25 protein-coding genes and 5 tRNA genes are annotated in these 26,727 nt (G+C 45.5%); 4 read left to right on the forward strand and 26 right to left on the reverse strand.

Annotation, left to right across the window (positions count from 1 at the left end):
- Positions 1-8 precede the first annotated feature (8 nt).
- From secE to H515_RS0104385, 15 genes are all read right to left on the reverse strand, one after another.
- Positions 9-200, reverse strand: coding sequence for a preprotein translocase subunit SecE (secE, locus tag H515_RS13925; RefSeq protein ID WP_025875821.1), 192 nt, complete (start codon positions 198-200; stop codon positions 9-11).
- 15 nt (positions 201-215) lie between these two features.
- Positions 216-288 (reverse strand) — tRNA-Trp (locus H515_RS0104325).
- 45 nt (positions 289-333) lie between these two features.
- Positions 334-1,524 (reverse strand): elongation factor Tu, encoded by a 1,191-nt coding sequence (gene tuf / locus H515_RS0104330; RefSeq protein WP_025875819.1) that lies wholly within the window; start codon positions 1,522-1,524, stop codon positions 334-336.
- Positions 1,525-1,602: 78 nt separating this feature from the next.
- Positions 1,603-1,674, reverse strand: a tRNA-Thr gene (locus H515_RS0104335).
- An 8-nt stretch (positions 1,675-1,682) separates the two neighbouring features.
- Positions 1,683-1,755 (reverse strand) — tRNA-Gly (locus H515_RS0104340).
- Between the two features lie 74 nt (positions 1,756-1,829).
- A tRNA-Tyr gene (locus H515_RS0104345) sits at positions 1,830-1,911 on the reverse strand.
- Positions 1,912-1,939: 28 nt separating this feature from the next.
- A tRNA-Thr gene (locus tag H515_RS0104350) sits at positions 1,940-2,013 on the reverse strand.
- A 96-nt stretch (positions 2,014-2,109) separates the two neighbouring features.
- Positions 2,110-2,409, reverse strand: a complete 300-nt coding sequence (gene hpf / locus H515_RS0104355) for a ribosome hibernation-promoting factor, HPF/YfiA family (RefSeq protein WP_025875817.1) — start codon at positions 2,407-2,409, stop codon at positions 2,110-2,112.
- A gap of 21 nt (positions 2,410-2,430) precedes the next feature.
- On the reverse strand, positions 2,431-3,315 hold the full coding sequence (xerC, locus tag H515_RS0104360) for a tyrosine recombinase XerC (protein WP_154653640.1): 885 nt from the start codon (positions 3,313-3,315) through the stop codon (positions 2,431-2,433).
- 73 nt (positions 3,316-3,388) lie between these two features.
- Positions 3,389-3,580, reverse strand: a complete 192-nt coding sequence (rpsU, locus tag H515_RS0104365) for a 30S ribosomal protein S21 (RefSeq protein WP_025875813.1) — start codon at positions 3,578-3,580, stop codon at positions 3,389-3,391.
- A gap of 210 nt (positions 3,581-3,790) precedes the next feature.
- Positions 3,791-4,129 (reverse strand): TM2 domain-containing protein, encoded by a 339-nt coding sequence (locus tag H515_RS0104370; protein ID WP_025875811.1) that lies wholly within the window; start codon positions 4,127-4,129, stop codon positions 3,791-3,793.
- 21 nt (positions 4,130-4,150) lie between these two features.
- Complete coding sequence (locus H515_RS15020; RefSeq protein ID WP_081410117.1) at positions 4,151-4,522, reverse strand: DUF2752 domain-containing protein; 372 nt, start codon at positions 4,520-4,522, stop codon at positions 4,151-4,153.
- Between the two features lie 3 nt (positions 4,523-4,525).
- Complete coding sequence (locus tag H515_RS0104375; RefSeq protein ID WP_025875809.1) at positions 4,526-4,843, reverse strand: CD225/dispanin family protein; 318 nt, start codon at positions 4,841-4,843, stop codon at positions 4,526-4,528.
- A gap of 126 nt (positions 4,844-4,969) precedes the next feature.
- Positions 4,970-8,197, reverse strand: coding sequence for a S41 family peptidase (locus H515_RS0104380; protein ID WP_028901631.1), 3,228 nt, complete (start codon positions 8,195-8,197; stop codon positions 4,970-4,972).
- 142 nt (positions 8,198-8,339) lie between these two features.
- On the reverse strand, positions 8,340-10,142 hold the full coding sequence (locus H515_RS0104385) for an aminopeptidase P family protein (RefSeq protein WP_028901632.1): 1,803 nt from the start codon (positions 10,140-10,142) through the stop codon (positions 8,340-8,342).
- Positions 10,143-10,480: 338 nt separating this feature from the next.
- Here H515_RS0104385 and H515_RS0104390 point away from each other — a divergent pair, with 338 nt between their 5' ends.
- Together H515_RS0104390 and H515_RS0104395 are read left to right on the forward strand one after the other, a co-directional pair.
- On the forward strand, positions 10,481-11,473 hold the full coding sequence (locus H515_RS0104390) for a malate dehydrogenase (protein WP_028901633.1): 993 nt from the start codon (positions 10,481-10,483) through the stop codon (positions 11,471-11,473).
- Between the two features lie 341 nt (positions 11,474-11,814).
- Positions 11,815-13,350, forward strand: a complete 1,536-nt coding sequence (locus H515_RS0104395) for an OmpP1/FadL family transporter (protein WP_025875807.1) — start codon at positions 11,815-11,817, stop codon at positions 13,348-13,350.
- A gap of 135 nt (positions 13,351-13,485) precedes the next feature.
- On the opposite strand, the gene priA is transcribed toward H515_RS0104395, so the two are convergent.
- The 10 genes from priA to H515_RS0104445 form a co-directional block, all read right to left on the reverse strand.
- Complete coding sequence (gene priA / locus H515_RS0104400; protein WP_025875805.1) at positions 13,486-15,813, reverse strand: replication restart helicase PriA; 2,328 nt, start codon at positions 15,811-15,813, stop codon at positions 13,486-13,488.
- Between the two features lie 262 nt (positions 15,814-16,075).
- The gene (locus H515_RS0104405) at positions 16,076-16,708 is read right to left on the reverse strand and encodes a porin family protein (protein ID WP_025875802.1); all 633 of its coding nucleotides are present in this window, start codon (positions 16,706-16,708) and stop codon (positions 16,076-16,078) included.
- A 92-nt stretch (positions 16,709-16,800) separates the two neighbouring features.
- Positions 16,801-17,844, reverse strand: coding sequence for a type IX secretion system ring subunit PorN/GldN (gene porN, locus H515_RS0104410; protein ID WP_025875800.1), 1,044 nt, complete (start codon positions 17,842-17,844; stop codon positions 16,801-16,803).
- A gap of 129 nt (positions 17,845-17,973) precedes the next feature.
- Positions 17,974-19,563, reverse strand: coding sequence for a type IX secretion system motor protein PorM/GldM (gene porM / locus H515_RS0104415; RefSeq protein ID WP_025875798.1), 1,590 nt, complete (start codon positions 19,561-19,563; stop codon positions 17,974-17,976).
- Positions 19,564-19,633: 70 nt separating this feature from the next.
- Positions 19,634-20,416: a type IX secretion system motor protein PorL/GldL gene (porL, locus tag H515_RS0104420; protein WP_025875796.1), complete on the reverse strand. Its 783-nt coding sequence runs from the start codon at positions 20,414-20,416 to the stop codon at positions 19,634-19,636.
- Complete coding sequence (gene porK / locus H515_RS0104425; RefSeq protein WP_028901634.1) at positions 20,416-21,906, reverse strand: T9SS ring complex lipoprotein PorK/GldK; 1,491 nt, start codon at positions 21,904-21,906, stop codon at positions 20,416-20,418. Before porK ends, porL begins: the two co-directional genes overlap by 1 nt.
- 11 nt (positions 21,907-21,917) lie before the next feature.
- A complete protein-coding gene (locus H515_RS0104430; protein WP_051274653.1) occupies positions 21,918-22,856 on the reverse strand; it encodes a PorP/SprF family type IX secretion system membrane protein in 939 nt (312 codons plus the stop codon).
- 197 nt (positions 22,857-23,053) lie between these two features.
- On the reverse strand, positions 23,054-23,275 hold the full coding sequence (locus H515_RS0104435; RefSeq protein WP_007368922.1) for a DUF2795 domain-containing protein: 222 nt from the start codon (positions 23,273-23,275) through the stop codon (positions 23,054-23,056).
- A 51-nt stretch (positions 23,276-23,326) separates the two neighbouring features.
- The gene (locus H515_RS0104440; RefSeq protein WP_025875792.1) at positions 23,327-23,887 is read right to left on the reverse strand and encodes a cob(I)yrinic acid a,c-diamide adenosyltransferase; all 561 of its coding nucleotides are present in this window, start codon (positions 23,885-23,887) and stop codon (positions 23,327-23,329) included.
- 10 nt (positions 23,888-23,897) lie between these two features.
- Positions 23,898-24,488, reverse strand: a complete 591-nt coding sequence (locus H515_RS0104445; RefSeq protein WP_051274655.1) for a hypothetical protein — start codon at positions 24,486-24,488, stop codon at positions 23,898-23,900.
- A gap of 595 nt (positions 24,489-25,083) precedes the next feature.
- Here H515_RS0104445 and H515_RS0104455 point away from each other — a divergent pair.
- Complete coding sequence (locus H515_RS0104455) at positions 25,084-25,401, forward strand: hypothetical protein (protein ID WP_025875786.1); 318 nt, start codon at positions 25,084-25,086, stop codon at positions 25,399-25,401.
- A gap of 262 nt (positions 25,402-25,663) precedes the next feature.
- Positions 25,664-26,008: an ISAon1 family transposase N-terminal region protein gene (locus tag H515_RS0104460; protein WP_025875784.1), complete on the forward strand. Its 345-nt coding sequence runs from the start codon at positions 25,664-25,666 to the stop codon at positions 26,006-26,008.
- A gap of 457 nt (positions 26,009-26,465) precedes the next feature.
- On the opposite strand, the gene H515_RS14935 is transcribed toward H515_RS0104460, so the two are convergent.
- A partial coding sequence (locus H515_RS14935) for a hypothetical protein (protein ID WP_211231990.1) occupies positions 26,466-26,727 on the reverse strand: 262 nt, incomplete at its 5' end.

Below are 26,727 nucleotides of genomic sequence, written 5' to 3' on the forward strand. Positions count from 1 at the left end.
CTAACAATTTAACCTGGATAAACGAAGTCCATTACGTGCTGTGATATGAAATCAAAAACAAACACTATCAATGCAATGACAAGGGAAGCAGATAATACAACCATTGCACTATGTGTAAGTTCAGCAGGCGTAGGCCATGTAGTCTTATGCGCAAGTTCTTCGTAGCAAGCCTTGCAATAATTTACTATTTTCTTATACATATTATCTTTCTTGAGCACGGGTTGAAGGACTCGAACCCTCGACACCTGGTTTTGGAGACCAGTGCTCTACCAACTGAGCTAAACCCGTAGATATAGTTCCCACCGAAGCGGGAACTATATTATATGTATCGAATTAATCTTCGTACACTTCTGTAATCTGACCAGAACCTACTGTACGACCACCCTCACGGATAGCGAAACGGAGTCCCTGGTTCAAAGCAACAGCATAGATGAGCTCTACCTGAATCTCAACGTTGTCACCAGGCATAACCATTTCTACGCCTTCTGGCAATGTGATTTCACCCGTGCAGTCCATTGTACGGAGGTAGAACTGTGGACGATACTTGTTTCCGAATGGAGTATGACGACCACCTTCTTCCTTCTTCAGGATATAAACAGAAGCCTTAAACTTCTTGAATGGTTTGATCTGACCTGGGTGGCAAAGTACCATACCACGCTTGATTTCTTCCTTGTCGATACCACGGAGAAGCAAACCAACGTTATCACCAGCCTGACCTTCGTCCAAAATCTTACGGAACATTTCAACACCAGTTACAGTTGACTTCTTATCTTCACCAAGACCGAGCAATTCAACTTCATCACCTACGTGGATAACACCAGTCTCTATACGACCAGTAGCAACAGTACCACGACCAGTGATTGAGAATACGTCCTCGATAGGCATCAAGAATGGTTTATCTGTAGCTCTTGGAGGCTCCTGAATCCACTCATCAACTGTATCCATGAGCTCCATGATTTTGTCAGTCCATTTTTCAACACCGTTCAAAGCGCCGAGAGCTGAACCACGAATGATAGGAGTATCTTCCTCAAACTCGTACTGCTCGAGGATTTCACGAACTTCCATTTCAACGAGTTCGAGCATTTCCTCATCTTCTACCATATCGCACTTGTTCAAGAAGACTACCAAGCGAGGTACGTTCACCTGACGTGCGAGCAGTACGTGCTCACGTGTCTGAGGCATAGGACCGTCAGTAGCAGCTACTACAAGAATGGCACCATCCATCTGTGCAGCACCAGTAACCATGTTCTTCACATAGTCGGCGTGACCCGGACAGTCAACGTGTGCGTAGTGACGCTTTGCTGTTTCATACTCAATGTGAGAAGAGTTGATAGTAATACCACGCTCTTTCTCCTCAGGAGCGTTATCAATCTGATCAAAAGACTTAGCATCTTCACCGCCGAAACCCTTATCATGAAGAGTCTTAGAAATGGCAGCTGTCAAAGTAGTCTTACCGTGGTCAACGTGACCGATTGTACCAATGTTTACATGCGGTTTGGTACGCTGAAATGTCTCTTTAGCCATAGCTTTTTATTTTATTTATATAAATGAATAATCTTTGTTTTGTTTTTCTCCCGAACTAGAATTTAGAACAGAAAGTAGAGCTGTAACTGAGAGTTGAACTCAGGACCTCTTCCTTACCAAGGAAGTGCTCTACCACTGAGCTATTACAGCAAAACGTGAGCGGAAAACGGGGCTCAAACCCGCGACCCCCAGCTTGGAAGGCTAGTGCTCTATCAACTGAGCTATTTCCGCAAGTAATTTCTGAAATCTCTGCCTTTTCAATAATCAAGGAGCCGATTCAACAGAAATGTTAATATTTTACTGAGTGGGTAGTGATGGATTCGAACCACCGAAGCTAGAAGCAGCAGATTTACAGTCTGCCCCATTTGGCCACTCTGGAAACTACCCCTAAGTACTAAAGCCGTCTCTTTTAGAGAGCCTCTTGTCGGATTCGAACCAACGACCCCGAGATTACAAATCACGTGCTCTGGCCAACTGAGCTAAAGAGGCGAATGCAGCCGTTTAGCTACCCGCTTTTACACTTGTCGTAAAACGGCTGCAAAGGTAATGCTTTATTTTTTATCCTCCAAAAAAAATGGAAGTTTTTTAATACTTTCTTTGTTTTTCTTTCGCTTTGGTAAGCTTCACTTTCATTGCATCCAAACACTGATCGACGCTCTCCTCAAAGGTGTCACAGGTTTTCTCAACATACAGTTGAATCCCTGGAGCTGTCACCGTCAAACTCGTTGTTTTATTTAATGCTGTTGCTGGCTTTTCTACCTTTAATTGCACCTCTACTTTCTGAATGTCCTCGTAAGATCTTTCTAACTTCTCAACTTTTTTGTTGATAAAAGTCTCTAACTTTTCGGTAGCGTCAAAACGAATCGCCTGAATCATAATTTCCATAATTGCCTCCTTGTTTTTAGTTTAAGCCCTGGGATGGGCATTTTTATAGACTTTCTTCAACTGCTCGAACGTTGTATGAGTGTAGATCTCCGTAGTAGAGAGACTCTCGTGTCCAAGTAGTTTCTTCACACTCTCCAATCCTGCTTCGTGATTCAGCATTGCGGTGGCGAAGGTGTGGCGAAGCACATGTGGACTTTTCTTCTTCAACGTCGATACTTTAGCAAGGTTTTGCCTTACAATGTATCTTACTTGAGCACTTGTCATGCACAGCCCTTTCGCAGTAAGGAAAAGAGCAGCAGCCCTCTTGCCTATCTCCTTGTCACGCCTATCTATATAAGATTGTAGCGCCAAAGAAAGCTCGTCACCGAATGGAATAATGCGTTGTTTGTCTCTTTTTCCCGTAACCTTCAGTTCACGGGTGATAAAATTGACATCCTTGTCTTCTAACCCTATCAACTCTGACACTCTAATGCCCGTAGAATAGAACGTTATTATTAATGTACGCGCGAGGATGCTCTTGTAGTTGTCGTCCCACATGACCGAGTCCAAAAGCTGATCCACTTCTTTCTCTTTCAGAAATTGAGGCAGCGGTTTCTTTCTTTTTGGCCCCTGAATCTCATGTGCTGGATCACTCTCAACAAGTTCTCTCCGTAGCGCATAGCGATAAAATGAACGCAGTGCGCTTAGTTTTCTGTTCACAGAAGCAGCGCTGTTTCCTTTATCCATCAAAAGTTCCATCCAATCACGGATAACATCCGAATCAACGGACTCCCAAGACATTGCGTCTTCGATATTCTTGAAAAACAGTTCAAACTCTCTCAAGTCCTCCCCGTAGCTTTTCACAGTCAGTTTCGAATAGTTTCGCTCCAACCGTAGATAATTCAAGAAATCTTCAACTTTCAACACATCACTAAACCTTGGTTCTTGGCAACGAATTTACAGAAAATTATCTGAACTACCAAATTTTACGCAAATTATTTTACTCCTCTGCGTCACGAAGTTGCTGTACATAAATGGCACGTTCCATCTTCAAGCGCCTCTTAACAGAAGGTTTGTCAAACTGCTGACGAGAACGAAGTTCTTTTAAGACACCTGTTTTTTCAAACTTTCTCTTAAACTTCTTGAGAGCTCTTTCGATGTTCTCACCATCCTTTACTGGTACAATAATCATGCTTTTTGTTTTAATTATTTAATTGTTAAACATTTACAAAGTGGCATGTGCCAACTTTAGCGGTGCAAAATTACAGTTTATTTTCCTAACTACCAAATATTTATCGGATAAATGCAAATTTTGCGACGTTTTAAAGGTTGTAGTGGAAAGATTCCATCGATGCACGTCACTTTCACGAGAATCCTCGCAAACCAGTGTGAGCTCCTATTTTTAATATGAATATCCGGTTTGCAACAGTCGGAGGTTTTTCGCTCGGGTCTCATTCATGATCAGGAACAAGTCAACAATCCACCATATACCGGCACCACCACAAGTAATCAGTTTCAGAACTCCCAATCCGATATCGCCGATGTAGAATCTGTCAATTCCCAATTGCCCCAAAAGAATCGACAAGATGATGGAAATCGTAGGATCTTTCATCATCGAAAATCGTAGATTTGCCGTGCGGAGGTCCATTTCCATCAGGCTGCGTTTCACAAGTTCCCATGCCTCAAATGGGATTTTTCCGCCATTCACTGCCAGCAATTGTTCCACTTGAATTGTATTCATAGTTGTAAGGCTTTTGAAATTTTATATATGCAATACGTTACGTACAACCAACCAAACAAAAAAAATCACGATATAGGTCCAAACAACATACCGGTGTTCCGCTATTCTGCCCCATTTTGACTTCCATTTTCCTGTGGGTAGCACCCAAAGCAAACACAAAACCAGCAAATAGGGCAGTGCAAGCAACAAGAAATAATTGTAAGAGATAGCCTCTCCGAAATTGCCGTGAAGTGCAGCATGCAAAAACCGCTGCGCTCCGCAACCCGGACAGCTGTAACCCGTTAACAACTTAACGGGACACTTTGGGGACAACCGATACTGAGCAGGATTTAACAGAAAGTAAAAGCTGCCAATTGCAATTGCCCCCAACAGCGAAAAGGCAATCTTTCTCAACCCTTACTGATTAAGGATAGACGCAAGAGAGCCAAAACCAAAAATGCCGAAATAGGCTAAATTGCATACCACAGAAATGATAACTCCTATCCAGCACCATTTCTTCACGTCGTTGGCTGTTGCCACAGCCAACTCGTACTGATTGGTCATATAATAGGTATTCACCTTATTTGCCAAGATAATCGCATAAATGCCCAAAGGCAAGCAACAACAAATAGTTGTAAAAATGGCAAATATCAGGTTATTGTTGGGTTTCGGAGGCATTACATTGCCAGAGTTCCTACTCTGCCCCATGCCATCATTGGTAAAATTCTCATTCATAATCTTAATTTATTAATCAATTGTTTTAAAAGTTGATTCACACTGTTGATTCAAGGCGGAAAAACAAATTCATTATTATTGCTATCATGATTAATATATGAATTTCCGTTGTATTATACTTTCCCCCTACTTCTTCATCATTTCCCTTACGGCTCTTTCCAACTGTCGGTCGTAACCATTGAGATAATCTTCTGGCGTGTTATAGACCTCGACATCGGGATTGAGCTGCTTGTTCTCGGCAAATTCGCCATTCATATCCTGGCAGCCGACTTGTGGAATGCCGAATACCATTCCATTGATGAGGGTCTCCCACCAAACGGCGGTCATGGTTCCGGCAACGGGTGCCCCGATGAGCTTTCCAATGTTCAATGCCTTGTAAATCTGTGGGAATCCCTGTCCGTTGCTGTAGTCGTCCTCACAAATCATGACGCACGAGGGCTTGTTCCATTTATTGAACGGGTCTGTTCCTATCAGCTTACCATGTGGGATAAATTTTTGATACTCCTTTCCACTCAGCAACGTGCAAAGGTCATCGTGCAGCCATCCGCCACCATTGTGACGCTCGTCAACGATCACCGCATCCTTGACACGATTCTCGGCGCTGAGCAGTTCACTATAGACCGTGCGGAAACTTGGACTGTTCATACCCTGTACGTGGACATAGGCGATGCGCCCGCCTGATATACTGTCAACAAAGGCTCTGTTGCGATCAACCCATCGTTTGTAGAGCAATTCCTGCTGCTGCCTTTTGCTGATGGCTTTCACTGTCACGTCGAAACGTTTCTTGGTGTTAGGATTATAGACAGACACCCGCACATGTTTGCCCGACTTTCCGTCCAACACATAATTATAATCCTTGCCTTTCAATATAGGCTCGCCATCGATTTTCTCGATGATACAACCTGCCTCAACTCCAGTTTTCTTCACTGCAAACGGACCACGCTTGATAATTTCCTCTATCTTCAGTCCATCGCCATCGTAGCCGTTGTCGTAGAACAAGCCGAGAACGGCCGTGTTAAGGCTCGGACCTTCGGGGTTGTACCGTGCCCCAGTGTGCGACGCATTCAACTCGCCGAGTAACTCGCCGAGCATGTCGCGGAAGTCGTAGTTGTTGTTTATATAAGGAAGGAATCGCTCATAAGTCTTACGATAACCAGCCCAATCAACTCCATGAAGATCTTCAACATAGAACTTGTCTGCCACCTGTTGCCAGATATGGTTGAAAATGTAGGCCCGTTCCTCATAAGGCTTGTAATTGAAGCGTGCCTCGAAATCGACATTGCTTGCCGCATTCTTGGCAAGGTCTATTTTCTTGATACGTCTTTTCGAACACAGGTAGATGTTCTTGAATTTCTTATCGGCATCGAAAGAGCCGCTGCCCACATCCTTGAGCACGATTTCTGTCTTGCCTTCCTTTAAATCGTGTTTCCAAAGGTCGTAATCGCCTTCAAAAGCGGCCTGGTAATAGAGTGTGTCGCCCATAGGACTCAACATGGCATCACCAAGATGAGAGGAATTGGCTGTGATTCTGACTATACGGTCGCGACAGTTCTCCAAGTCGAATTTCAGGGGTTCAACCTCTTTCTTCTTGTTTTTGTCCTTTGCATTGTCCTTTTTCTTCTTGCCTGCTTTCTCCTTGGCTTCAGATTCGGCTTTCTTTGCCTCCTTCTCAGCTTCGTCGGCCAACTGCTTTTCCTCCTTGCTCATGCGGAAACGGTCGTAGGCATCGATGTCGAAGAACATGAGGTAAACGTCGGCCTCTGCGCCCCAGCTTCCATGACTGCGATAACCAGCGCGATCGCTGAAGAAGAGCATCGCCTTGCCACCTAAAGCCCACTTGGCATATCCGTCATTGTATCCACTTTGAGTAAGGTTGTAAGGCTTCACCTTTCCTGTGGCATCCACCAACGAAACATCAGGATTATTCCAACCGGCATTGCCCATATAAGGCACAAGTAGCCACCGACTGTCGGGACTCCATGAGAACCAGATATCCCCATCCTGATAAGAGTAAAGGTCGTTGCCATCGGTTGCCTTGATGACACTCTTGTTCTTGATGTCCATTACACACAAGGCTGAACGATTCTCATAATAGGCGATCTTCTTTCCGTCGGGACTATATTTCGGCATCTGTGAAGTCTGATTGGTGTTTGTCAGTCGTTCCTCAACCAAATCCGTAGCATAAGTGAAATTCTTCTCTGAGCTATTCTTTATCTTAGTCTGGTAGATTTGCCACAGTCCGTTCCGCTCTGCCCCATAGACAATACTCTTGCCATCGGGCGATATGTCGATGTCGCGTTCCTGTTCTGGTGTATCGGTAATCTGTTTGGTGGTCTTGTAGTCTATTGAGGTCACATACACGTCACCATGAAGAACAAAGGCGATTTCCTTTCCGTTAGGCGACACCTTTATCTCTGTTGCGCCAGAAGATCGTATCTGACGTTCGAGCGTTGGGGCAATCTGGTCGGTCGTGATGGTGATGTTTACCTTCTTCGGCTCTGATCCGTCTTTGATTGTATAGATTTCTCCATCGTAGCTATAGCAGAGTGTTCCATTGCTGGCTGCGGTGAGGAACCGAACGGGATTGTTCTTGTGGTGGGTCAACTGCACTTTTCCTGAGCCGTCTATGTTCCGTTTATAGACGTTGAACGTGCCGTCCTCCTCACTCAGATAGTAATAAGAGTCTGAACCGTTGGCCCAAACTGGAGTACGATCCTCTCCGTTGAAATCGGTTAGTTTCCTGTAATTTCCTTTGCTATAGAGCCATATATCACGTGTAATCGGTGAACGGTGGTGTTTGCGGAATTTATCCTCATAGCCTTTTTGGTCGTGATACAGAATATCGCCGTTTCCATTGATACTGGCATCAAGCATAGGCATTGGTGTGAACAGGCGCGGTCTTGTTCCTTCCGTGCTCACTTCGTAAGTCTGTGGGAATGAGTTGGACGCAAAGAAGATTGATTTTGCCGTAGGCATGACAGCCGAAGAGAACAACACATGCGTGTCATCGGTGAATGCCATCGGCAGCTCGTCGCCACTATTAGTTGTCAAACGCTTGGGAGCGCCTCCATCTTTGCCCATCAGATAGATGTCCAAACTTCCCTCACGTGAGGAGGCAAAGGCTATTTTCTGTCCGTCAGGACTCCACACTGGATAAGCATCGTAGGCCGGATTGGTGGTCAGTTGTCGCGCACTGCCACCATTTACGGGAACGGTGAAGATATCACCCTTATACGAAAACGCAATCGTTTGTCCATCAGGCGAGATGGCACTAAACCTCATCCACAGGGGATTATTGTCTGCTGATGCAGAAAGAGAGAGTCCTAATAGGACGGTAGCTAATATCTTTTTCATCGTGATAGATTTTTTCTTGTGCAAAAATAAATAAAAATATCGACAACTTATATTTTATTCGAAAAAAAATCACAGCACGCTGGCCGTAAATGAGTCAGGGGCATTTCTCCATTCAGGTACGAATCACAGATGGGAAACTGACTTATACCTTGGAATTGTATATTGAAGCGGTTTGCAGGCGGAGCCATTCTTTCTCCTCATCGTCAAGATATGGCGAAAGTTCGCTATAGACGCGTTGATGATAGCTATCCAACCACTGAATTTCCTCTTCGGTGAGCAAGGTGAAATCTATGGGGACAGTGTCAATTGGTGCAAGGGTCAGTGGCTCAAACTGAAGGAAATCGCCAAAGGCGGTGCTCATGTAAGACTTGATGAGCATGGTATTTTCTATCCGCACACCAAATTTTCCTTCCAGATAGATGCCCGGTTCATTGGTGACAGTCATGCCGGCAAGCAACGGAGCAGCTCGCCATTCCATCCGAATCTGATGAGGTCCCTCATGAACATTGAGGTAGCTCCCTACCCCATGTCCAGTACCATGCATAAAGTTGAATCCTTCGCGCCACATTGTCTGACGTGCGAAGGCGTCAATCTGTGATCCGCAAGCGCCAGAGGGGAACTTACACATATCCAACTGTATGTGCCCTTTCAGCACAAGTGTATAAATCTTACGTTGTTCATCGGTAACCGGCCCAAGCGCAATGGTGCGAGTGATATCCGTTGTTCCATCCATATATTGCGCACCACTATCTATGAGCACCAGACCATGTGGTTCTACCACTACGTCCGTTTCGGGAGTGGCCTCGTAATGCACAATAGCGCCATGTGCCTCGTAGCCAACTATCGTGTCGAACGATATGCCCTTGAAGAGCGGCTGTTCAGCCCGAAGAGAGGTAAGTTTCTTATCGAGCGACATTTCAGTCTGTCCTCCGAGCTCAACCGCTGGCCTTAACCACTTCAGGAACTTCACCATCGCTACCCCGTCACGCACCATCGCATTATGAAAGCCTGCGATTTCCTGTGCATTCTTCACCGCTTTCATTGCGGGGATGGGCGATTTCCCAATGATATGTTCCTCTATGCGATCAGCGTGGAAGATATTCTCATTCAGTTGGTCAGCATCCAGCAGAATATTGCGCTCGTCATAGGCAGCCATACCTTGCAAAACCTCATGATAGGGGGCAACTCCCACCCCTTCAGCACGCAGGTAATCCGTAATTTCAGGTGTGATTTTTTCCAAATTTATGTAAAGGGTTGCTTTGTGCTGAGTGATGACAAGGTAAGAGACAAAGACGGGATTGCAATGCACGTCTGATCCTCTGAGATTCAGCGTCCAAGCAATATCATCGAGCGCCGTAACCACCATTCCTTCAGCGCCCTGCCCCTGCAAGGCCTTGCGAATCCTTTGTAACTTTGAGGCAGCCGTCTCACCAGCATATTTCAAAGGCTGTATCACGACTTTATCCATTGGCAATGAAGGGCGGTCGGTCCAAATTTCTTCCAATGGGTCAAAATCTGTTCGCAGCGAATAATCGCCCATCTTCTCTAAAGACAGTTTCAAGTCCGTAACAAACGAGTGGGAGCAGACCCATCCATCAACGCCGACGATCTCCCCTCCCACCGCTTTCAACTCTTCGGAAAGCCATTCGCTGACAGAGGGTGTTCCTGCCACGCGCTCTTTCATCAGCACAAATTCCGTTTCAGCCACCTGTTTCGCAGCAGCGATGAAATAACGTGAGTCGGTCCACAAGGCAGCACTGTCCAGCGTGACAACGGCCGTACCTGCAGAGCCATCGAATCCTGAAATCCATTCGCGCCCTTTCCAGTGGTCGGGTACATATTCTCCCAGATGTGGATCAGTACTTGGAAAAACAAAGGCCGCCAAGCCTTCTCTTCTCATTATTTGACGCAATGCCAATAATCTCTCGTTGATGTTATTTTTCATTCCTTTCGTGTTTCTTTGATGTAGCAAAGATAAAAAAAAATATTCATTTCCAATTATCGAAGGTAAAGTTTCATGAACAAAGCGATAGAATTAGACCATGAGGATAAGCACCAGTTCATCAAGCTGGAATAATTATCGTTCAACCTCACTTCAACTCTCGTTAGTTCATTAATTTCCAAGTATTTGCCCATTTCAGACAAAAAAAATGATCTTTTTGCATAAAATAACAAATAACAACCAAAATAAATGCTAATGTTCGCTTAAATTTCCGTAATTTTGCGGTTAGAAAAAAAGATAAGGATAATTTTAATATTTCATTTTAATATAAGTAAACAATTATGTCATTTTTAACAAACGAGAAACTCGTTATCGTCGGTGCTGGCGGTATGATTGGTTCCAACATGGCACAGAGCGTACTCACACTCGGTCTTACTCCTAACGTATGCCTTTACGATATCTTCGAGCCAGGTCTCCACGGTGTAGCCAACGAAATCGCACAGTGCGGTTTCCCAGGTGCGAACATTACTTGGACAACTAACCCTGAAGAAGCATTCACAGGTGCTAAATATATCATCTCTTCCGGTGGTGCACCACGCAAAGAGGGTATGACCCGCGAGGACCTTTTGAAAGGCAACTGCAAGATTGCCGCTGAGTTCGGTGAGAACATCAAGAAGTATTGCCCAGAGGTTAAGTTCGTTGTCGTAATCTTCAACCCTGCAGATGTGACAGCGTTGACTGCGCTTATCCACTCTGGTTTGAAACCTAACCAACTCACATCGTTGGCAGCACTCGACTCTACCCGTCTCCAGCAGGCATTGGCATTAGAGTTCGGCGTACAGCAAGACAAGGTAACAGGTGCTCACACTTACGGTGGTCACGGAGAGCAGATGGCTGTATTTGCATCAAAGGTAAAGATAGATGGCAAACCGCTTTCGGAAATGAATCTGGCAGCAGATCGTTGGGAAGAAATCAAGCATAGCACCATACAGGGTGGCTCGGCAATCATCAAACTCCGTGGACGCAGCTCCTTCCAGAGCCCTGCACACAACGCAGTGAAGATGATCGAGGCTGCTATGGGTGGCGAGAAGTTCACTTTGCCAGCTGGTTGCTATGTCAACGACGATAAACTCGGATTCAAAAACGTCATGATGGCCATGCCAACAACCATCGATGCTACAGGTGTTCACTATGAGGCTCCAACAGGCACTGCCGAGGAAATGGCATCGCTCAAAGCGTCCTACGAGCATCTCTGCAAGATGCGCGACGAAATCATTGAGCTTGGCATTGTCCCAGCCGTTGCAGATTGGAAGAAAGACAACGCAAACCTCTAATCTTAGAATATCCCGTTCCACACCATCAGCACTTTCGCTCTTGGTCAGACGAGAAATCATATCAAAAGGAAATGTCATCGGATTGGCATTTCCTTTTTTGTGCCTCCTATCCGACATCAATCTGAACTAAGCTTACCGACCGAAAAACATTCACGAGAATTATGCAAAACAAATAGGAACAAAACTGTGTATTTTTTCCTTTTCATACATAGAACATCATCGGTGATGAAATTATTTTTTTGCACAAAACATCTATTTTTTGTGCAAAAAATTTGAAAAATCAGACAATTTATTTACCTTTGCGCCCAATTTTACAAGTATTTACATTTTATATCTATCTGATGAAGAAAAAAAATTGCGCCATTTTAGCTCTTTGTTTGAGCATGGCGACCATTGGAAAAGCCGGTGGGTTTCTTACTAACACAAACCACAACATTGCTTTCAATCGTAACTTCGCCCGCGTCGGTACCATTGGTATTGACGGAGTGTATTCTAATCCAGCTGGAGTGGCTTTTCTGAGCAACGGATTCCACCTGTCGCTCAACGTGCAGAATGTCTTCCAAACAAGGGAAATACTGTCGGGAATAAATGTTCCGTCATTTCAGGGAACACCATTCTACCAGCCTTTCAAACTGAACGGAGGCGACGAAAACGGCATGAAATTCTACAAAGGCAAGACATCAGTGCCTATCCTACCATCGTTCCAAGCTGCCTACAATTTCGATAAATGGGGATTTCAGGCAGGATTTGCCATCTATGGTGGGGGCGGTAAAGCCACCTTCAACGACGGCCTGCCCAGCTTTGAGCGTACCATTGCCATGGTTCCCGCCATGCTGACGGCACAGGGGCTGACCACTGCCGACAAGGCAGCTTACAGCTTCAGCAGCTACATGGACGGACAGCAGTTTGCTTTCGGACTACAGTTAGGTGCTACCTACAAGTTCAACGAGCACCTATCAGCCTATGCTGGTGCGCGCTTCAACTACATCTACAATAAATATCAAGGAAACATTCTCGACATCTCAGCCAACATCAACGGAACTGACCAAAACCTATTCAGTTTCTTCGAGACCAAGGCAAAAGGATATCAACAACTGGCAACCCTCTACACCACAAAAGCCGATGAGGCGACGACACCCGAAGAGAAGGCCACCTATCTGGAAACAGCCAAAAAGTGCGAGATTGGAGCCGAGAAGATGAATAAGGCGAAAGAGCAGTTCAAGGACAAGGAACTCGACTGCACACAACGCGGATGGGGCATCACGCCAGTGCTTGGCATCGACTACAAGACAGGTAGATGGAACTTTGGTGCACGCTACGAGTTCACTACGAAATTCAACATTGAGAATCATACCAAGCGCGACGACACTCATCAGTTTGAAAATGGCGTAAACACTCCTAACGACATTCCGGGCATTCTTGCCGTTGGCGCACAGTACGAGATACTGAAGAATCTCCGCGTCATGGCGAGTATGCACTATTTCTTCGACAAGGATGCTCGCATGGACCGAAACAAGCAGCGTTACCTCAGTGGCAACACAAGGGAATACCTTGCAGGTGTTGAATGGGACATCACTCCGGCAATAACAGTCAGCGCAGGCGGACAACGCACGAAATACGGACTGGGCGACGGGAAATATCTGTCCGACCTGAGCTTTGTCACCAGCAGCTACAGCCTTGGATTCGGAGCAAAGGTTAAAGTGGCGAAGAACATGAGGCTGAACGTGGCTTACTTCTTCACCAACTACGAGCATTTCAAGAAGGAGTACGAAGCACAGATGCCTACGGCAGATGGGCAAGCCATCACCGTGAAGAACACCGATGACTTCACCCGTACCAGCAAGGTGTTTGGCGTAGGACTCGACATCGACTTTTAAACAGAATGAGCAAAGGTGACCTATCACCGTGTAAAAGGTCACCTCTCACACAGCAAAAGCTCACCTTTCGCAATGTGAAGGGTGAGCTTTTGCATATCGAATCGAAATCTGTCGAAATCACTATACTACCAACCGCTACAGCGGATCGACGTCATAATAGACCAGAAGTGCGCCATAACGCTTTTCAGCGGTCATGCTATGCTGTACCTGACGCAGATACGACTTTGCCAATTCATAATCCAATCCATATTCGAGTTTCAGCACGATCTTTCGGATGTTAAGTGTTTTTACCCTGGCCACGGCTGGTTTGTCAGGTCCCAGCACACGGTTTGAAAATATTTCGCGCAGCCGTGATCCCATCTCTAATGCTGCCGTGTTGACCGTGTCGTCGCTCTTGTGCTTCAAATATACATAGATAAGCCGATGGAATGGCGGATAATGGAATTCCTTACGTTCGGCAAGAAGCGACGAATAGAAGCCTTGGTAATCGTTGTGCACCACCTGTCCGATGAGTGGCAGGTCGTGATTCCTCGTCTGAAGAATCACCCTACCCCGCCTACCTTTGCGCCCCGCACGACCACTCACCTGACTCATCATCATGAAGGCATGCTCGTATGACCTGAAATCAGGGTAATTGAGCATACTGTCGGCATCAAGTATTCCCACCACCGACACTTTGTCGAAATCCAAACCCTTGGAAATCATCTGCGTACCAATGAGCAGATTGGTCTTTCCGCTTGAGAAATCGGCTATCAACCGCTCGTAGGCATTTTTCGTCCGTGTGGTATCCAAATCCATTCGGGCCACACGGGCCTCTGGAAAGACTGACATGATTTCGTCCTCTATCTTCTCCGTTCCATAACCACGGTTGCGAATATCCCTGCTTTCGCAATTCGGACAGGTCTCCGGTACACGATAGGTATAACCGCAATAATGGCACGTGAGCATACTCATGTTCTTATGGTAGGTCAAGGACACATCGCAATTCGGGCATTTGGGCACCCATCCGCACGTGCGACACTCCACCATTGGGGCAAATCCACGACGATTCTGAAATAATATCACTTGTTCGTCACGTCGTAGAGCTTCTCTGACGGCAGCTAACAAGCGTGGCGAGAAAGGCCCCGACATCATTTTTCGCCTACGGAGGTCCTTCACATCAACCACTTCAATCTCAGGCAACTGGATATCTTTGTAGCGTCGGTCGAGCGTGACCAGTCCATATTTACCCTGCTGCGCATTGTAGTAACTTTCCATTGATGGTGTAGCCGTACCGAGCAGCGTAGGAGCGCCGTACATTTGGGCGAGCATGATGGCCGCCGAACGGGCGTGGTAACGGGGGGCTGGGTCCTGTTGCTTGAAACTTGTCTCGTGTTCTTCGTCGATTATCACAAGTCCGAGTTGCTGGAAAGGCAGAAAAACGGCGCTTCTCGCTCCAAGTATCACGTCGTAGGGGTGTCCCGACAGTTGTTTGCGCCATATCTCCACCCGTTCTGCATCGCTGTAACGGCTGTGGTAAATACCCAGTCGGTCGCCAAAAACGTGCTTGAGGCGTTCCATAATCTGAACCGTCAGCGCAATTTCGGGCAGCAAGTAAAGCACTTGTTTGTGCTCTTCCAAAGCCTTCTGTATGAGATGGATGTAGATTTCTGTCTTTCCCGACGACGTGACACCGTGAAGCAGCGTCACCTTGTGGTTCATCATTTGAAGAAGAATCTGATTATAGGCATCAGTTTGTGCGTCATTGAGCGGTTTTATGTGCTCTGGATGGACACTTCCACCATTGTTCAGACGACCGACTTCCTTTCGGTAGGTTGTCAGTATCTGCTTGTCGATCAGGCTGCGGACAACCGTCATCGTGCAACGGGAAACATTCATCAGTTCCTCGTGAGTGACAGGCTTCAAGTTTACGGCCTCGTCGTCGCTATTGGCGGCGTCATGAGCCAGCAATGACGGGTCGTCAGCAATGCCCGACAACTGCAAATAAGTCATTAACGCCTTCTGCTGCTTGGTCGCACGTGCCAAACAATCAAGGGCTATGTGTAAAGCCTGCTCCGTTCGGTATCTGCAGCCGAGACAAACATAAAGCTCGGTCTTCGGGCGATAGCCCTCTTCGGCTTTCAGTCCTGAGGGAAGGGCGGCTTTATAGACATCACCCAAAGGCGACATATAGTAATCGGCTATCCAGTGCCAAAGCCTCAACTGACAGTCAATCAGCACTGGTTGCTCATCCAATACGGAAACAATGGACTTGTATTCAATTTTTCTTCCTCCGGAAGTCGTGTCCGCCTCAGGGAGATGGGCGGTTGGGAGTGTGTCGCACACACCGACATACTTCTTGCTTTTGCCCAATGGCACAAGCACCCGCACACCAGGGCGCACCATAGGTTCGACTGAGTCGGGCACGCCATAGGTGAACGTTCCTTCCAAAGGTAAGGGCAATATGACTTCGACGTATTTCATCTGTACTGCAAAGATAACGCAATCCGAAGGAATAGCAAAACCTTATTACGGCTTATTGAAGATTCGGCAAGATAATTTTTCAGCAGACGGCTTCCACTTTGTACTATTTGTCCATGCTGATTAGGAAGGTTCTCCAAACACCATGCAAGCTATGCGGTGAAAGATGATTATTACCCTTCTCATCAGAAGTAAAGGAAACAAGACGAGGATGCAACTGCTTGCGTTGCATCCTCGTCTTGGTGTAAATAGATTTTCTTACTTTTTAGAAGAAGTAAGCCACCCCGATCTGCCATGAGCTGTTGCGGCTCTTCTCCTTGCCGATAATCTCTCCCGTAGCATTTGAAATAGCATCGAGCAACTTTACGTCGGCTGTTTTGCCCAAGGCGATGTTGTAATTGGCGCTAATCTGCAGATGATTCAGTACCGTGAAGCCAAGGCCAGCATTGACACTCAGGTTGCTACTCTTCAGGGAATAGCTGCTGCCATGTGTCCACTTGAAGTCCTTGTCACCGACATTGATTCCCCACTGTGGCCCAGCGAAGAAGAATACGTTGGCCGTACTGCCCAAGCCTACAGCGTAACTGAGGTTGACAGGAATGGCAATTTGCTGCTGCTTTACGGTCTGTTCCTCACCTCCGATATCGGAAACTTTGGCCGAACGATAGTCGTAAAGGGCTGAAGCATCGATGCCAAGGCCAGTCAAAGGAAGACTGAACTGGACGGTAGGACCAACAAAACCACCTGCCTGATTTGACTTTTCCAACATCTTACTACTCAAATGCATGTCGGTCACATTCAAACCAGCCTTCAAACCAAACTTCACTCCCTGTGCATTCGCTACTGTAGAAAATGCAAGTCCGAATGAGACCAATGCCAATGTAAATAATTTCTTCATTCTTTAAAAGATTAAAGACGCCTGAATACTCATAAAAGTTTGGCAAGCGCCTTGTTAACATTCTTAATTGATATCAATTTCATAAACACTGACTAATGACGTTGACGACGAACGGTCACGCGTGCGGCATTGTTGCTGTTCCCATTGTTTTGGCGTGTGCGACGAGATGAACGTGCGCTGGTGGTTGAACCACGTCGAGAGCGACGGTGCTTCTTTACTGCCTTGACATCTTCCTGTGCATTGGCTAAACTGTCCAGACTGTCTTTCTTGGCCTGATCACCAAAGATATTCTTTTCAAACTCAAGCAGTTCGTTCTCTATTTTATTCTGTTCCGCCGACATTGCCGAGTCAGTGGGGCAATATTGCGAGAGAGTCATGCCCAGCATATTAGTCGTTTTGTAAATCTTTCCCTTATAGCGATTCATTGTGAAGTAGTCCTCCACACTCATGGTGGCAGCGTTGTTAAGATTGCTTGTCATGATGGTCTGCTTGGAAAGGTAAGGAGCAAGATCGTCATATTTTACCCAAAACAAGGGATACTTGACCTCTCCGTCGCCGAAATCATCTCTGCGATACATAATGGGACAGAGTGCGATGACCTTGCGATGGAAAGTAGAAGTACCTTGGTCGTAATAGGCACTCTCTTTGAGATAGTAGCCCTTCACTTCTGCTGACGGAATATCGCTGTTGTCTAAGCGGATTCCACGGTCTGTACGCTCATAGTAAATGTGGTAGTTGTCGAGGAATTGCAAAGGCTTCACCCGCGACGAATCGTTGAACACTTCGTTGCCGTCCATGCGATACTCATAGGCTTTGATGCCACCATGACGTGGCCCCGACATCATCAGTTTGAAGATGTAGCTGAAGAGATTCATCTGAGACCCAACTGGCTCAGTTGGATAATAAAGGCCTGCATTGGCATCCTCCACCAGTTTCAATTCGCGGTAAATATCACGACGCCAAACAACATCTTCGTTCATCGGAGCTGCTGTCGGGAAGGATATCTGCGCACGGGTTGTTATCGTATTGGCATTCGACCTGTTCCTTGCCTGCTGTTCGGCTCTGCGGCGTGCCGGTTGAGCACAGACACTCATGCCTACAAGAGCAACACATACTATCAAGAATATTCGTTTCATTATTTCAGGATTGTTTACTTTTCTATTTAAAGTGTTGATGAGAATTTCCATCAGAGGAGGACGATGGCTGATCGACTTTCGTCCTATGAGCCGAATTTTGCTGGCCCATTAATATCTCGTCTCTTCAACTTACTGTACTATCACTTCCATATTGCGACCGTTCAGCGTACGGGTAGTACCGTCTGGACCATGCACGACGACATTGGTTATGTAGAAACGCTTGTTGCGGCTCAAGTGGCGGAACTGTTCCTTTTGCTGAGCCGAGAAAGAAGCTCCATTACTTGCCAACGGAACGGCATTTCCCATCGCATCGAAGAATACAGTGCGGAAACTGGTAACGGTGAATGGAATATCAATCAGTCCGTCATCGATTGCCGCATGGATACCAGACACTGACATCAATGCACCCTTTGACAGGCCACCACTCTTGAACCGGTTGCCACTCATGGCGATATAAGGAGAAGGATCTGGCAATCTTCGCACTTTGAACACATATTCGCCTATCTTTCTGCCTTTTGACGAGACAGAGATTGTCACCGGACGGCCGACTGCCGATGGGCGGGCAATGAACCTACCACCTCCACGGGCCACCAACGAACCACCTGTCATGGAAGCTTGAACTTCTTTCTGACTGGTGTTAGGGATGCTGATAGTTATCGGGTTGTCAAAACCTGCATAAAGAACATTCATCAAGTCGGCGGCAATGGTGGCCATTCCCTCAAATGGAGGGGTCCTTTGCATACCGTCCGGACTGATATAGCGTTCAGGTTGTGGACCACCAGTGACCCAATAATCTTGTTTGAAGTTTCTTCGGATAACATTTCCAGCAAGATCTTTGACTAAAATGTAGCCAGACAAAGTATGTTTACCAGGGCCACCAGCCTTGACAGTCACCTTATTACCCTTAATGAGCTGTCCGTTGACATAGACTTGAGGCTGCTGAGTTGAATCAACGGCAGCCATAAACATCTGCGCAGTGAGTGTTTCGCCTGGATAAAGGCGTGTCTGACTGGGCACAACGAAAGCCTGTAGCTTGTTGACGCGGAGATCTTTCAAGCCTACATTTGCAACCAAAGTATGCAAAACCTCGCCTTCTGCATAGCGAATGTCACTCTGTAACTTGGACAAGAGGGTTACGGCGGCGGCAGTTGGCATATCCTCAAACATATATTCCTCCCAATTTTTGTTCAGGCTACGGTTGGGGACATCAGTTGAAAGGTTACTGGCGATAATCTGCTTTTGAACAGGGTCTGTGACAAACTTCAGAATTTGGGTGCGGTATCTGTTGATAGCCTCAAACAATTTGTGTCCCTGTCCTGAACCGGGAGCCAGCATAACATAACTTGATGCCTCAAGATCTTCCTTATTTTTGATATTCAAAGGATCTCCATCCTTACCATCTGCCTCACTGACGATTTGAACTTTCAGCGCCTGCGCATAGTTAAACAAAGAGTCGCTCATATTCTTGACATGAGATGCCATTGCAAACCACTCCTTCACTTTCTGAGGATTCTTCTGCATCATCATCTCCAGCTCACCGAAAATAGCCTCGTTTTCCTTAGATGAGTTTCCTGTAGTCCTGTTCAAACTTTCCTCCACGATTGAGAATCCGTTAAGCACCTCGGTCGAGATGTTCAGCGCAAGCATTGCCATGAGGACGACATACATAAGGTTTATCATCTTCTGGCGTGGGGAAACTTTTCTTTTTATAATTGCCATTACTTAATAAGCTAAAATTATCCAAGAGTCCATACGTCAAGGCATGGATGGGGTCAGACCAAGGATTAGGTTATTCAACATCAGGTTGTTGAGGAGCACTCGCAGGGGATGCAACTCGCATATTGACAGTCATTGCCTCAATCATGCGAGCATAAACCTTGTTGAGCTGCTCTATCTGTTGAGCCATCTTGCGAGTTTGCTCATTGATTTGGTCAATAGTACCAATCTGCTGGCTCGCTCCCTTAAGCTGCATCTCGTAAACCTTCGTAATTCCGGTTAGCGTTCGATTGAGATTCTCCATCTCCTCGCTGTCGCGAGTGAGCCGCTGGCTCTGATCGTTGACCTTTCCCAACATCTCTGTCAAGTGTTTCAGGGCATCAACATAGTTGGTCTGCGCCTCAACCATCTCAGGTGTCTGCTGTTCGGCATTGGCAATCATCTGGCTTTGCTGGTTAACAACAGCGGCAGCAATCTGATCTGCTGAAGGCATATCTTGACGTACCGCATCGACAGCTTGTATGGGAGACGCTGCTTTACGAGCATTAAAATTGAGAGATCTGTCGTTTTCGTCTTCCTCGCCATCAATACTATAATGAGTCGGTATTTCCTTGCCGTCATCTGTCTTATCGAAGGGGCGGTCGAAAGCCGAAAGGAAGAACACGACGACCTCTGTTCCCATTCCGACGAACAACATAATGTTAGCGCCCGGCAAGTGAGTCAGTTTAAACAACGCACCTAAAATTACGACAGCTGCACCCCAACTATATCCATAGTTCAGGAAAGTTTGACCAGGGACTGTATCAATCCACTTCTGCAGACGATACACAATATTAAAATTACTATAGTTTGACATTATCTTCTTCTCTTTTTGCTTTTCTTTAAACTCTTTCTTGCCTGCTTGGCGGCCTCGCTTGTTGAACTGGCAAGGCTGCGCACGCAACGGAAACCAATATAACTGCGTGGCTGATTCTGATATTCCCATGTGCGCCAAGCACTGCGAATATAGCTCTCAGGGTCCTTCCAGCTACCGCCACGTACGCTTTTCTTCTTCAGTCGATAAGGGTCTTCGACGGCAGCTTTGTACTCCAGCTGCGGATTGAGGTCGTTCATGGCATTCACTCCTGCTTCAGTATAAATCGTACTGGTCCACTCTGCCACATTGCCTGCCATATCATATAATCCGTTAGAGTTGGAACTATAGATACCGACCTTGCTCGTTATGAGATTTCCGTCCTTCGTATAGTTGCCCCTGTCTGGCTTGAAGTTGGCATAGAAACAGCCATTTCCACTCTTCACGTCGGAATTCTCCCAAGGGAACTCATCTTGATTCTTACCGCGAGCAGCGTATTCCCACTCGGCCTCGGTCGGAAGGCGATAACGCTGTACGAAACGCGCTTCCTTGCCCAGACCTTTCAGCAGGTAATCGGTGCGCCAAGCGCAGAAAGCATTGGCCTGTTCCCATGTTACTCCCACAACGGGGTAATCATTATAGGTCGCATTGCTGAAATAGTTGCGGAGATAGGTCTCATTCTCAGAATTACGGAAGTCGTTCACCCAACAAGTCGTATCGGGATAGACGTTCACGATATAAGTGTTGAGGAAGTCCCAAGGACCAGAAAGAGGTCGGTTGATAGTCTCAGAATGAATAACACCCTCGTCGTCAACATATGCCGTATCCTTCGAAATCATGACAACCTCATTGGGATCGACTGCGATATCTGTATTCAGATTTCGCTCTTCGGGGTTCAGTCGGTTTCGGCGAAGTGCCGCGGTAGTGTAATCGTAAATCTCATAACGATAATTCAACTGCCGCCCGTCAAGAAGTTTTTCGCCCGTAACAGGGTTCGTAACATACAGACTTTGGAAAGCCCGTTGCTCGTCTTCATTGGGTTTCCGTGGCAAACGCTTGCTCCAATTAAGGTGTGGAGTTACGGGATCACCATTCTTATCTTCGGTAATCATGTAGGTTTCATCGCCACTATAGGCTGGATCGGCCAAGCGGGTGCGGAGAATGGAATCGCGAACCCATTCGACAAACTGCTTATACTCGGAATTGGTAACTTCCGTCTCGTCCATCCAAAAGCCATCCACGGAAATGTCTTTCACCGGAGTCTCCTTGCCCCACAGACTATCTTGTTTTTCAATTCCCATCTTCAGCCATCCGCGCTTCACCATGGTCATACCGTAAGGGGTCGGTTCTTTGAAAGATCTTCCACCACCAACGCCCGTTACTTCTCCGCCTCGGCTGGACGACGATGAAGACCTACTGCTGAAACAGCTGGTAAATAATCCCAAAATGATGGTACTAAGACAAAGAGTCAATATACTTTTTTTCATTTTCATATCTATTTTACCTATAGAAATCTTACGCTTTTATGTTTATTTCTGCCTTTCTTTTGCAAATTTATATCGGTCTGATAGCTCACAAAAAGCTCATGACTTCCGTTGCCCGGATCGGCGGTTCCTGTGTACATCTCATAACTATACCCGATGTTTATTCCTTGAAAACTTCCTCCTACATAAGCCGTTACAGAGTTTGTCGGACTGTAGGAGACGCCGCCATAGAGCATTTTCTTGTCGTTGGTATATACCAGACGGGCAGTGATGTCCGCCCTGTAGCCATTGCCATCGTAACGCGCCAACACCGACGTCGGTATTGAAAGAAACGGATTTCTCAATTTAATATTGTATCCACCTGTCAAATAATAAGTGCGGTCGATTTGCAATTCGTTGGTTTGACCAAGCTCTACAAGTGGCGCATTGAGATGCTGGACCGATGCGCCAACATACCAATTCTTCTTTATGTAATAAAGTCCGAAACCGACATCAAGCGAATTGCCGTTCACCTCAGAGCGAGCAAAAGCTGGGTCACTGGAGTCCTCAACGTCGAGTTTGGAACCGTCGAAACGCTCCATCAGCAAACCGAGCTGAACTCCCGCTGACAGCATTCCCCCAAACAAACTCTTGCGGAACGCATACTGCCCAGCCAGCCGCTGATGACTGAACAAGCCTATCTTATCGTTGATTAGCGACAGCCCAACGCCATGATACTGATTCATGAAGAAAAGCGGCATGTCGGCACCAACATAGAAAGACCTTGGATTATTCTCGTAGCCGGCAAAATCGAGGGCATAGGCACCGACGACATTCAGTTTGTTGCCCTTTCCCACACTGGCAGGATTGAAATAAGGTTCCATCGCCCAATAATGACTGAACGACACATCGTATTGAGCCATGGACGAGACCATGACTAAGCCGAGAAAACTTATTATGACTATTAAGCGCTTAAACACGAGATAATAACGGAAACACCATTGTTTTATTGCATCAGGCGCAACAAATCGCTGTCATCTCTTCGCAAAAGGAATCGAAAACTTGTTTCTGACTCCAATGAAAACACATCATTTCTGGCCAAAACAAAAAGAAATGCAACTCAATCGCCCAAGGACAGACCGAGTTGCACATCAGTATAATCATTTAATAGACAGCATCAATATTCGTCTTCGTTCCAGAGAAAATCATCTTTTGAAGGATAATCAGGCCAAATATCTTCGATACTGTCATACACATCGCCCTCATCCTCAATCTCCTGAAGATTCTCCAACACCTCAAGGGGGGCACCAGAGCGAATCGCATAATCTATCAACTCATCTTTTGTAGCTGGCCATGGTGCGTCTTCCAGCTTAGATGCTAATTCCAGTGTCCAATACATAGGTTCAAAACTTTTGCTTGTAATTTGCGTGCAAAAATACTATTTTATTTCTTATTTGCAAGGATTTTCCCAAGTTTTTTCTGCTACATTTTCAATAAAATTCAAATAACGGGAAAGTACGAAAAAGTAATCTGACAAACGATTGATGTAAGCCAGCAATGTCTTGTCAACTGGCGAAGTCTCATCCAAAGCTATGATCAGACGCTCGGCACGACGGCAAACAGTGCGGCAGACATGAGCGAATGACGCTGAGCGTGAACCCCCTGGGATAACAAAACTCCGCAGTTCAGGTATGGCGTCTTGCATTTTGTCGATACGCTTCTCCACATGCTCAATCAATATCGGCGCCACGACCGATTCCTTCAGCTCTTTCTTAAAGTCCTCGCCCATGGCAAGGTTGCAACCAACATTGAAAAGCACATTCTGGATTTCTGAAATCAAATCCAGGGTTTCCTGTTCAGATATATAAGATGACAGAACACCCAAATAGGAGTTCAACTCATCAACAGTTCCGTATGAATCAATTCTCAAGTCGCACTTTTTCACTCTTGTACCACCGATAAGACTCGTTGTGCCCTTGTCACCGGTTTTCGTATAAACTTTACCTCCCATAAGTAATATTTTAGAAATTTATTTTATAGTTCATTTTATTTCTCTTGTCAAAAAAAACAATTCCTACATAATACAAATCAAAGGTCACGCTCACCTTCTCGTTGTCTTGAATAGATTCCCAAAATGGTTGCGCGTCAGACTTTCGCAATAAATCAATGAGCAGAATTGTATTTTCATTCGCCCGTTCGATCACCTCCGCTATCGTGTTCTCGTTCAAATCGAATAGCGAAAGATAAAAAACAACACGCTCTGACTCGACCGAGGCATTGATTTCCTTGAAATAATCGAACGAAACGACCTCACTCTGAAGGCATGCCTTGCACACATAAGCCGAATAGACAGAAGACAAAGGACTTGGGCTCACCCAATATCGGGCCTGAGCATAGTTGCTGACCCTGAACAAAAGCCTTGCCTTCTTCAACGTCAGACTGTCAACATCCTTGAACTGGGCTGCCAACAAGTCATACGAATAATAAGGGTAATGCTCGTTGATAACATAACGGACAAAAGAGTAAGCCGAGGGAGACTGTACACCAAACCCACGAGAATGGTGCGCTCTTCTTAACCATACACTTAGCCTCTTGACACGTTGGGGAATCATCAGAATAGATTTAATTTTACTTCGGTGCAAACTTACACAAAATATTGAACATAGACAATAGCTGAACGTAGATTTTTAAGCTACACTCATTCAAAAGTACCCTTATCAGAGTGTACTTTATTTCAGAGGGAACATTGCCAAACAGCGGGCGATGGTGACAGGCTACGCCACTGAAGCACTTGCGCCTTGTACCGAAAAAAAGAAAAAAGATGGGCACCGTGCATCGGAAGATAAGCAACGACCTTGCGATAGGTGAGCTTTTGAACAATAAAAGCTCACTTATCATATTGCAAAAGCTTAGGTTTCGGAACGAGACTTAAGACTACATCGTAAGTTCCAAAACGAAGTGCAATAAAAGAGTAGCCCTCGCTGAGGGATGCAGACGTTCTCGAAGCGTAGCGAGGGGTTGTCAGTTCATTCGCAAAAAACGCATCCTTTTCTCTGTTTAATTCATTATAAATGACTATCTTTGCATACATTAATAGAAACACTATTTTATCGAAAGAGGCGCGACAAGAGCTGTTTTTGGGCAAAAGCAAATTTGCGACATGAAGAAAACAGCATCTTGGTTACGGCTCATTAATCAACAAAAGACATGAAGAAATATTTCATCTTTGCATTATTCTTCACCATCGTTGGTGGCAATCAACTCAACGCGCAAAGCATAAACTATCGCACCTTATCCGCGGAACAGATTCAGGCAATGGCTGAACAAAAAAGGCAGCAGTACGATGATGTGAAAAGTAGAGCCGACAAGACAAAAGACGAGTTCAAGAACGCTAAAAAAGAATATAAAGCCAAACAAAAAGAATACAAAGAACTGAACAAACTTCGCAAGCAGCGTAAGAAAGAACTGAAAGAGGTTGAGAAAGCATTAAAACTTCGCTCCAAACTCAGAAAGCTTTCCAATTAGCCCCATGGAGTTGTGGCAGGCGTTTGCAGACGATCTCGCGTTTCATCATCGCTTACTTCCACACATTCTTTTTTATTTTATGCGTATGTCGCTCTTCAAACGAGGAATGACAATGTATCTTTTGTCCCCAAATGTCCCTGCCTCTGATTCGGTGTTCCTTAAGAGAGAGGTCATGGAGAGATAACGGGTCAGTCGTAAAACCCAGTTGTATCCCCTCCCCCCTCAGGCGCATAATTTCATAGGTATTTGTTATCTTTGCATCATGAAGACAGAGCAATTGTTGCGTTGTATCTTTCCAGAGATACTCGCAGATTATTTTGATGTGGTAGATATCCAAGAGAACATTTCCCAGATAGACTTCTGGTTGGATGAGCGTAACTTTATGGAAGAAGCAGACCGCAAGGCCGGCACAGTAAGCAGTTACGGCTTTACCGCCGAACGGGTTGTCCAAGACTTTCCCCTTCGTGGTAAGCCCGTTTACCTTCATGTCCGCCGTCGAAAATGGCGTGACAGTTCCACGGGTGAGATATTCAGTTATTCTTACGATGACCTGACGGCTGAGGGCAGCAAACTATCCCCTGAGTTCGTTTCTTTTTTAAAAGAATAGAATTGAGTCTACTGCGGAGAGCATTACAGGTATCGGCTCTCATTATGGCGTAGACGGTAAGCAGCTTTCCCAACAATACAAGGAGCATTTCAGCGATTATCGCCAGTGGGAGCAGTTGTCGATGCGGGAGACTAGCTGCTGTTTGATGAAAACCTGGGAGAGAGTCTGAGTATCGATGAGACTTGTCTAAGCAGCGAAAAGATTCAAGAATATTGTATCTTTCAGATAATCAATAGAGTAAGAATGAATAAAGGATAAATGGGTTACGATTTGGAAACGAGCAAGTTTCTTACCCTTTCTTTATTCTGCATTACTTCAAAGAGCACTTAAATTGATAATGCAAAGATAATATTTTCTGATGAAAACAGTGTATTTTTAGAGAAATAAATTGTAGATACACCTTAAAATATTCACATCTAATTCTATTGGCTCAAGTTTTAGTGTTGTTATTATGCTATCAAAAAGGCTCATAATCAATTATTTTACACTGTAAAGTAAGATAAAGAGAGAAAAATGAAACTTTTTCGGGAAAAATCATCAGAAAAATTTGACGGATTGAAATAATTTGCATAATATTGCACTTACAAAAACAGAACAAACGTTCTGTTTTTAATTTAGCAAGTATGAAATAATGGAAAAACAGATAGATAAAGAAAGCATAAGCAAAAGGGACATTATCCTTAATGAATCGTTCAGGCTGTTTCTGAAAAAAGGTTATG

The sequence above is a fragment of the Prevotella corporis DSM 18810 = JCM 8529 genome, assembly GCF_000430525.1.
GTDB classification, from domain to species: domain Bacteria; phylum Bacteroidota; class Bacteroidia; order Bacteroidales; family Bacteroidaceae; genus Prevotella; species Prevotella corporis.